General features: G+C 62.3%; 7 protein-coding genes. 5 read left to right on the top strand and 2 right to left on the bottom strand.

Going from position 1 to position 7,841, the window contains the following annotated elements; all coding sequences use genetic code 11:
• Nucleotides 1–406 precede the first annotated feature (406 nt).
• The 3 genes from ACN0X7_RS18800 (at nucleotide 407) to ACN0X7_RS18790 (ending at nucleotide 3,873) form a co-directional block, all read left to right on the top strand.
• On the top strand, nucleotides 407–1,327 hold the full coding sequence (locus ACN0X7_RS18800; protein ID WP_417520010.1) for a patatin-like phospholipase family protein: 921 nt from the start codon (nucleotides 407–409) through the stop codon (nucleotides 1,325–1,327).
• A 69-nt stretch (nucleotides 1,328–1,396) separates the two neighbouring features.
• Entirely contained in the window at nucleotides 1,397–2,770 is a 1,374-nt protein-coding gene (locus ACN0X7_RS18795; RefSeq protein ID WP_417520009.1) for an MFS transporter, read from the top strand.
• Nucleotides 2,767–3,873, top strand: coding sequence for an NAD(P)/FAD-dependent oxidoreductase (locus ACN0X7_RS18790; protein WP_417520008.1), 1,107 nt, complete (start codon nucleotides 2,767–2,769; stop codon nucleotides 3,871–3,873). The genes ACN0X7_RS18795 and ACN0X7_RS18790 overlap by 4 nt, the downstream gene beginning before the upstream one ends.
• A gap of 21 nt (nucleotides 3,874–3,894) precedes the next feature.
• Here ACN0X7_RS18790 and ACN0X7_RS18785 read toward each other — a convergent pair whose 3' ends face one another.
• Complete coding sequence (locus ACN0X7_RS18785; RefSeq protein WP_417520007.1) at nucleotides 3,895–4,698, bottom strand: DUF6969 family protein; 804 nt, start codon at nucleotides 4,696–4,698, stop codon at nucleotides 3,895–3,897.
• A complete protein-coding gene (locus ACN0X7_RS18780; RefSeq protein WP_417520006.1) occupies nucleotides 4,695–5,564 on the bottom strand; it encodes a formylglycine-generating enzyme family protein in 870 nt (289 codons plus the stop codon). Before ACN0X7_RS18780 ends, ACN0X7_RS18785 begins: the two co-directional genes overlap by 4 nt.
• Nucleotides 5,565–5,819: 255 nt before the next feature.
• Here ACN0X7_RS18780 and ACN0X7_RS18775 point away from each other — a divergent pair, with 255 nt between their 5' ends.
• Nucleotides 5,820–6,158 (top strand): P-II family nitrogen regulator, encoded by a 339-nt coding sequence (locus ACN0X7_RS18775; protein ID WP_417520005.1) that lies wholly within the window; start codon nucleotides 5,820–5,822, stop codon nucleotides 6,156–6,158.
• A gap of 90 nt (nucleotides 6,159–6,248) precedes the next feature.
• Nucleotides 6,249–7,661, top strand: coding sequence for a type I glutamate--ammonia ligase (gene glnA, locus ACN0X7_RS18770; RefSeq protein ID WP_417520004.1), 1,413 nt, complete (start codon nucleotides 6,249–6,251; stop codon nucleotides 7,659–7,661).
• Nucleotides 7,662–7,841 lie beyond the last annotated feature (180 nt).

The raw sequence follows: 7,841 nt of genomic DNA, 5'->3' as shown, positions 1-7,841 counted from the left end.
TCAGGATATGCGTGACTGAAACAGCCAATGCACCAACATCTCAAAACAGACCCAAAAGCCCGCCAGAAACACCAGCCAGCAAAACCGCCAGCCGCATATCCCCTTCCAATAAACAACAATGTCAAAGAGCAGGATCAGGACGAGGTCCCGATCAGGCCAAGTCAGTCCGCCGGAAGAGACATCCGAATCAGGCTGAAAAAGCGCGAAACTTGATCGTATGCGGAGTGGACCCGCCTCGCAAGTGAAAACGGAAAGATCGCTTCCGTCTGACTGCGTGGAGGGGTAAATGCCGTCTGATGCCGCAATCGTCAACCCCCAATTCCACTTGCAGCGCCTATTTTTTCCGTCCCAATATCGGACCGCAGCCGGACGCTGCGGCAACGAATGACGTGAGGCGTCGGAGCGCATGAAAAAACCCGTGATCGGACTGGCCCTGGGCGCTGGCATCGCCCGCGGATGGGCACATATCGGCGTGCTGCAACGCCTGGAAGAGGCCGGCATCAAGCCGGAGATCATCTGCGGCACCTCCATCGGCGCACTCGTCGGCGGGACATATGCGGCCGGCAAGTCGGACGTGCTGGAAAAATGGGCGCGGGAACTGACCCGCGGCCGCATGTTCCGCTATCTCGATCTGGCCTTCGGCAGCGGCGGACTGATCGGCGGCAAGAAGCTGGTCCGTCGCCTTGAGGAGGACTGCGGCGACGTCCGCATCGAGGAAATGGGCATCAAGTTCGCGGCCGTCACCACCGAACTCGCCACCGGCCACGAGATCTGGGTCCGCGACGGACCCCTGGTCCCTGCCCTGACCGCTTCCTACGCGCTGCCCGGCATCTTTCCGCCGGTCAAGGTCGCGGACCGGTGGCTGGTCGACGGCGCCATGGTCAATCCGGTCCCGGTCTCGGTCTGCAGGGCGCTTGGCGCGCGGCTGGTCATTGCGGTCAACCTGAACGGCGATGTCTTCGGCAAGAACAATCTTGCCGCCGATCTGATCGACGAGGATCTGCAGTTCGACAACCTGCTGGAGCGGATCCAGCAGAACCCCGGCAAGGCGCTCAACCCGTCAACCCTGATGATCCGCCAGATCTTCGGCCACGGCGACGGCGCGCCCAGCGTGTTCTCCGTCATGATGAGTTCGATCAACATCGTCCAGGACAGGCTGAGCCGCTCCCGTATGGCTGGCGACCCGGCGGACGTGAATGTGGAGCCCCGCCTGGGTCACATCGGCCTGCTGGAATTCGATCGTGCGGAAGAGGCGATTCAGGAGGGCCGCAACGCCGCCGAGCGCGCCCTGCCCGCCCTTGCCGATGCGTTTGCAGTCCTGGCCTGACAGCGGCGCGTTTTTCGTCTAAAGGGAACGCCTTCTGCCGGACGGTCTGGCGGCGCGGAGTAAGCTGTCATGGCGGGTGCATTGGCCTCATTCTCAGCCCTGTTCTTCGGCATTGCCCTGATGATGGCGGGCAACGGGCTGCAGGGTTCGCTGCTCGGGCTGCGGGCGTCGATCGAGGGGTTCGAAACCGGCGTGCTGGGCATTGTCATGTCCGGCTATTTCGTGGGCTTTCTGGCGGGTTCGCTGTATGCGCCCCGCGTGGTGTCGAAGGTAGGGCACATCCGCGTCTTCGCCGCCCTCGCCTCGCTCGCGTCCATCAGCATTCTGGTGCATTCGGTCTTCATCGATCCGTGGGTCTGGGGCGGCATGCGGATCGTGACCGGCTTCTGCTATGCGGGGCTCTACATCGTCTGCGAAAGCTGGCTCAACGACATGAGCGACAATGCCAACCGCGGCAAGCTGCTCTCGATCTACATGGTCGTGCAGATGGGCGCGCTGTCCGGTGGACAGTATCTGCTGGGCGTTTCCGACCCGAGCGGTGCGAACCTGTTCATGCTGATCGCGGTACTGGTCTCCCTGGCGGTCCTGCCCCTGTGTCTCTCGGCATCCCGCACACCCGACTTCTCCGCGCCGGAGGCCATGAGCTTCCGCGAACTGTTCCGCCTGTCGCCGCTCGGTTCGGCGGGCATGGTTCTGGCGGGAATCACCAACGGCGCACTGTTCGGTTTCGGAGCGGTCTACGCCCAGCGCGCCGGCTTCACGGTCACCGAGATATCCACCTTCATGGCAGCGATGTTTCTGGGCGGCATGCTGCTGCAATGGCCGATCGGCCGCATGTCGGACAAGATGGACCGGCGGTTGGTCATCCTGTTCGTGACCATCGCCGCCGCGATCGTGGCGACCGGTGCGGCGCTGATCCCTGAACCGGCCCCCCTCACGATGCAGCCGGGTGGCGAAGAACGCGTGATCTGGCCGATCCTGGCTGCGGCCGCACTGTTCGGCGGCCTGTCGATCCCGCATTATTCGCTGTTCACCGCGCATGTGAACGACCGGGTGCCGATCCGGAAAATGGTGGCTGCGTCCAGCGCATTGATCTTTCTCAATGGCGCCGGCGCCATCGTGGGACCGAATCTCGCCGCACTGATCATGGGATTTGCCGGACCTTCCGGATTTTTCATCACGCTCGCCGGGGTGCACGCGGTCATCGGCCTGATGACGGGCATGCGGATGTTGCGGCGTGCCTCCGCCCGGCCGACAGATCAGGCTGACTTTGTCGCCATGCCGCTGCGCGGTACACAGATCGCGAGCCAAATGCCGGATGGCTGGGGTCCCGACGATGTCGAGGAGATTTCGGACGACGACGGAGAACCTGCAATCCACATGCTGGATGATGAAGATCCGGAAGATGAGATATCAGATAAGGGAAACTCTGTAATCCCATGACTGAAAAAGCAGATGTTATCGTGATCGGTGCGGGCGTGGTGGGTCTGGCCGTGGCCCGGCAGTTCGCACAGGCAGGCCGGGATGTGGTCATCGTCGAACGCGAATCCCGCATCGGCGAAGGCACCAGCTCACGCAATTCCGAGGTCATCCACGCCGGCATCTACTACCCGAAAGGCAGCCTGAAAGCGCGCAGCTGTGTGACGGGCAAGGCTCTGCTGTATCGTTTCTGCCAGGAACACGGCGTCCCCCACCGCAATTGCGGAAAGCTGATCGTTGCGAGTCACGACGATCAGATCGCCGAACTCAGGGCCCTGATCGGGCGGGCGGCGGACAACGGCGTCGAGGACCTGGAACTGCTCAGCCGGCAGGACACCCTCGCCCTGGAGCCCGATCTGAACGCAGCGGCATCCCTGTTGTCTCCCTCGACAGGCATCATCGACAGCCACGCCTACATGCTGGCGCTGCAGGGGGATGCCGAGGAGCATGGGGCGATGATCGCGTTCGAGACGCCGGTCACCGGCATCCGCCCGCAGGACGGCGGCCCGGTCGTCGAGACGGGCGGTGCGGTGCCGATGCGGCTGCAGTGCCGGACGCTGGTCAATGCGGGCGGTCTTTTCGCGCCTCTGCTGGCGGATCAGGCCGACGGGCGCACCCGGACGCGCCATTATGCCAAGGGCAACTACTACACGCTGACCGGCGACTCGCCGTTTTCGCGATTGATCTATCCCGTGCCCGAGCCGGGCGGCCTGGGCGTTCATCTCACGATCGACATGGCCGGAGACGCGCGGTTCGGCCCGGATGTCGAGTGGCTGTCCGGGCAGGATCCCGAAACCCTCCCCTATGCGGTCGATCCGGCGCGGGCGGAGAAGTTCTACGCGGCAATCCGGCAGTACTGGCCCGCGCTGAAGGATGGTGCCCTTCAGCCCGGGTACAGTGGCATCCGGCCCAAGCTCTCGGGGCCTGGCGCGCCCGCAGCGGACTTCGTGATCGAAGGACCGCGCATGCATGGCGTTCCGGGACTGATCAACCTTCTGGGTATCGAGTCGCCCGGCCTGACGGCATCGCTGGCCCTGGCGGAAATGGTTCTTCAGGCAGATGCCTGACCTGCGGCCGGCAGGCTGCTGTCAGCTCAACAGGCTGCGTACCGTCTCGATCTGGCGATCGGTGTCGATCCGGCACATGGAGGTGATTTCCAGATCGCGGTCTTCCAGCACGTCGGTGTCCGGTGAAGCGGCGATGCGGTCGCGGAGGACCGCGTCGCGCATGTGCAGCAGTACCTCGATCTGCGGGCGGAACAGGGTCACCATGGCGCTCAGCCAGCGATTCACCGGCCAGGACGGCTGAATCAGGTCCATCTCGAAGCGATCCAGCATCCGGATGACGTCATCCGCACTGTAGAGAGTCTCGGCGGTGACCCAGCGATTGGTGGTGAACAGATGGGTGGGCAGGCCGAACTTGTCCATCGAGATGGCGATCAGATGCGCCAGCGCCTCGTCACCCTTCGGCCAGGGTTCGTCCCGCTCCAGCGGCAGCGGGGCGACGGGACGTGGCATGCCCTTGGCGCGCTGGAAGGTGTGGAAATGGCCATGCTCGCCGGTCGCGCCGCGATGGGCGTGATAATAGTACTGACAATGGGTTTCACCGTCGTAGACATCCCCCTTGGGATAGTGGTCCCACTCGTAGAATGTCCCCTGCCCGGCCAGCAGCAGGCCCACGATATTGTCGTCGGTCTTGGCGATGACGCGATAGATGTCGATCAGTTCCTCACCTGCATCGCGCATGCGCTCAAGCTGCGTGACGGGGCGGTTTTCCAGCAGAGTGCGCGGATCGATGTCGTGGACTTTCTCGGGCTCTTCCACGGGCCCCGACCAGCTTTCACTGAAGCCGGAGACGGCGGTGCCTGTCTGTCGTGTGCCAGCGTCGCTCATTTTCTGACCTCCCTGACCAGACGAAAGCCGATCAGTATGTGCTTGATGGTGTCCGGGCGTCCGTGACGTGCAGCGGGCCGGCAGACGCCGCAACCGCTGTCATCCCAGGAGCCGCCCTTGACAATATGCCGTCCCGGCCGCTGCTCGGTCGAGGTCCATTCGAAAACCTGTCCGGCCGCATCCATGAGACCGTGGGCGCTCTGTCCTGCCGGAAACGACCCGACCGGCAGCGTGTCGAACGGTCCGGCGTCATGGCTGTTCAGCCGTGTGGGTTCGAAGCTGTCGCCCCAGGGAAAACGGGCACCGGAATCGCCGCGCGCGGCGCGTTCCCATTCGATCTCGGTGGGCAGGCGCCAATGATCGCCGGTCTCTCCGGAGAGCCACGCCGCATAGGCACGTGCGTCGCCCAGACTGACGAGGACAACCGGGTGCTCCTCCCGACCGGCAGGCGGTCGATGCCCGCGCCAGGCATGACGCTGGGTACGTTCGTAAGGGTGGATCAGGCCGTATCCCTTCCAGGTCGCGCGTCTTACATCCGGGACGGGGTGGTCTGTCGCTTCCACAAAGGACGCATACTGGGCATTGGTGATCGGGTGACGGGTGATCGAATAGACGTCCGTACGAACCGCTTGCCGGTCGGCTTCGGACTCGTACCACCCCTGATCGCGCGTCGTCTGGTGTCCGTAGGCCGCCGCGTCCATCACATAGGCGGCCTCGCGTTCGGCGCGGTCCGAGCCGATGATCGCGCTTCCCGCCGGGATCTCGACGGTTTCAGGCGGCGACACGTTGGTTCGGGCCGACACGTCCGGAACAGACATGCCGATACCGGCGGCGCAGACGATGACAGTGCTGAGAGATCTGATCATGCGCCATAGATGCTGAAGATGGCCGCCACGAAGAAATCACAATCGAGCGACTGACATATGCTCGATTGGCTAAATTTTCATCATATTGAGTAAAAATTAGGCGGGAAATGTGGTTATTAATTACACACGCTCGCGCAAACAGGCGGGATCGCTGGCGAACGGCGTGTCAGGATATGGCATGATCAATGCTAATCGAGATTACCGCACCGGTCGCTTCGGTAGCGGCAACAAGCGACGGAGGGAACACGGAGCGTCATGAAGAAAATCGAAGCCATCATCAAACCATTCAAGCTCGACGAGGTGAAGGAAGCGCTGCACGAAGTTGGATTGCAGGGCATCACAGTGACCGAGGCCAAGGGCTTCGGTCGCCAGAAGGGCCATACCGAACTTTATCGCGGTGCCGAGTATGTCGTCGATTTTCTGCCCAAGGTGAAGGTCGAGGTTGTGCTTGACGACAACATGGTCGAGCGTGCCCTGGAAGCCATACAGCAGGCGGCGCGGACGGGACGTATCGGCGACGGCAAGATATTTGTCTCCACCGTCGACGAGGTCATCCGGATCCGGACCGGCGAAAAGGGCTCTGACGCGGTCTGACGCATTGGCGGCCCGCGCCCGGCTTGCTATGGGTGCGTGCCTGCCAAATAGACAACGCCCAAAACTATATCAAAGACAGGAAGAAACGACATGTCCGACGACGTCCAAGCAGTAATGGAACGCATCAAATCCGACGAGGTGAAATTCGTCGATGTCCGCTTCACTGACCCGCGGGGCAAGTGGCAGCACCTGACGATGGATGCCGAAGAATTCTCGGAGGATTTCTTCGAGGAAGGGATCATGTTTGATGGTTCATCGATTGCCGGCTGGAAGGCCATCAATGAATCCGACATGGCGCTGATGCCCGATGCGACCACAGCTGTCATGGACCCCTTCATGGCGCAGCCGACCCTGATCCTGTTCTGCGATATCAACGAACCGTCCACCGGCGAAGGGTACAGCCGCGATCCGCGCACGACCGCCAAGCGCGCGTCCGCCTACATGAACTACACCGGCGTCGGCGACACCGCCTATTTCGGTCCGGAAGCCGAGTTCTTCCTGTTCGACGACGTTCGTTTCGGCGTGGATCAGAACCACGTCTTCTATCGCCTGGACGACTCGGAAGGCCCCTACAACAGCGGCTCGGAGTTCGAGGCCGGCAACATGGCGCACCGTCCGGCGACGAAAGGCGGCTATTTCCCCGTGCCTCCCGTCGATTCCTGTCAGGATATCCGTTCGGAAATGCTCGCCGTCATGCGCGAGATGGGCCTGAACACCGACAAGCATCACCATGAGGTGGCCCCGTCTCAGCATGAACTCGGCATGACCTTCGCCGAAATGACCAAGGCGGCCGACAACATCCAGATCTACAAGTATGTCGTTCAGCAGGTCGCGCACCAGTGGGGCAAGACGGCGACCTTCATGCCGAAGCCGATCATCGGCGACAACGGCTCGGGCATGCATGTGCACCAGTCGATCTGGAACGGCGGCGAGCCGACGTTTGCCGGCTCGGGCTATGCGGACCTTTCCGAGACCGCGCTGTACTACATCGGCGGCATCATCAAGCACGCCAAGGCCCTGAACGCCTTCACGAACCCGTCCACCAACTCCTACAAGCGACTGATCCCGGGCTTCGAGGCACCGGTCCTGCTGGCCTATTCGGCCCGCAATCGCTCGGCGTCCTGCCGCATTCCGTTCGGCAGCAGCCCGAAGGCGAAGCGCGTCGAGATCCGGTTCCCGGATCCAATGGCGAACCCCTATCTCGCCTTCTCGGCCATGCTGATGGCAGGCCTTGACGGTATCGAAAACAAGATCCATCCGGGCGATCCGATGGACAAGAACCTCTACGATCTGCCGCCGGAGGAACTGGAAGGTGTCCCGACGGTCTGCGGTTCGCTGCGCGAGGCGATGGTGTCCCTGGATGAAGACCGCGAGTTCCTGAAGAAGGGCGACGTGTTCACCGACGACCAGATCGACGGCTACATGGAGCTGAAGTGGGAAGAGATCTACAAGTTCGAACACACCCCGCATCCGGTGGAATTCCAGATGTATTATTCTTCCTGATCCATCGGGAAATATCCTGCGACGAGGGGGCTGCGGGAAACCGTGGCCCCTTTTTCGTATCCGATACCGTCGGGCGCGGATTTGCCCGTTTGCAACAGTGTGCCCCTCCGATATTCGATACAGGCTCAGAACTGTTTCCAACACGGGGCGGATTGCACTAGATTGCCAGCCAAATCTGAG

The organism is Minwuia sp., from assembly GCF_048263705.1.
In the GTDB taxonomy this organism is placed as follows: domain Bacteria; phylum Pseudomonadota; class Alphaproteobacteria; order Minwuiales; family Minwuiaceae; genus Minwuia.
The sequence above is the reverse complement of the archived record's forward strand: the minus strand, read 5'-3'. Positions and strand labels throughout refer to the sequence as shown.